This window comes from Paenibacillus sp. P4_E11 (assembly GCF_056401635.1).
On the sequence record NZ_JBFUIX010000665.1, the window covers coordinates 1 to 669 of the forward strand.

The window sequence follows — 669 nt, forward strand, 5'->3', positions numbered from 1 at the left end:
GTTACCTTAAGCGGAATGTCGAGCAACAGATTGAGATTGGTCTCGTCTGTAAGTACATTAGGACCACTCAGATTACCGAATTGCGCCGGCTGTACACCCACATTACGTTGGGGAAAATGCCCATAGTTGTTCGGTATGTGCGGTTGCTGAGCCATCGGCTGTTGATAATTGGGCTGTGCATAGTTCGGCTGCATCATCGGTGGTTGCTGTTGGTAAACAGGCTCTTGCTGCTGATATTGTGGCTGCTGGTAAGCAGGTTGGCCATATGGATCGGGTTGAGGCGATACTGGAGCAGCGCTCGTAGCCGCATATGTTGGTTCCGAATAACTGCTCGGTGCTGATGCTGCAGCCGTGCTCGTGCTTGTGCTCGTAGTCGTAGTTGTGTCATAAGATGCAGGATCAATATCCGCTCCACCCATCAAGATGGACACCATGTCTTTGGCAAACGAAACTGGGAGCAGCTGCATCAAGGTCGAATCTATCAAATCCCCTATGATTAGTCGAAATGATATTTTGRCGAACACGTCCTCATGAGGCAACTTACTACGGCTATCCCCATTCGCCATATCGAGAATATTAATACCAGGAGGTGAAATATTCACGAATCGGTTAAAGATGGTCGACATGGACGTCGCGGAAGAGCCCATCATCTGATTCATTGCTTCTTGT

1 protein-coding gene is annotated in these 669 nt (G+C 48.8%); it reads right to left on the reverse strand.

The features are described from left to right. Positions 1-669: chemotaxis protein CheC (locus AC1DWB_RS36790; RefSeq protein ID WP_477545977.1), on the reverse strand; the 669-nt coding region annotated here is incomplete at both ends.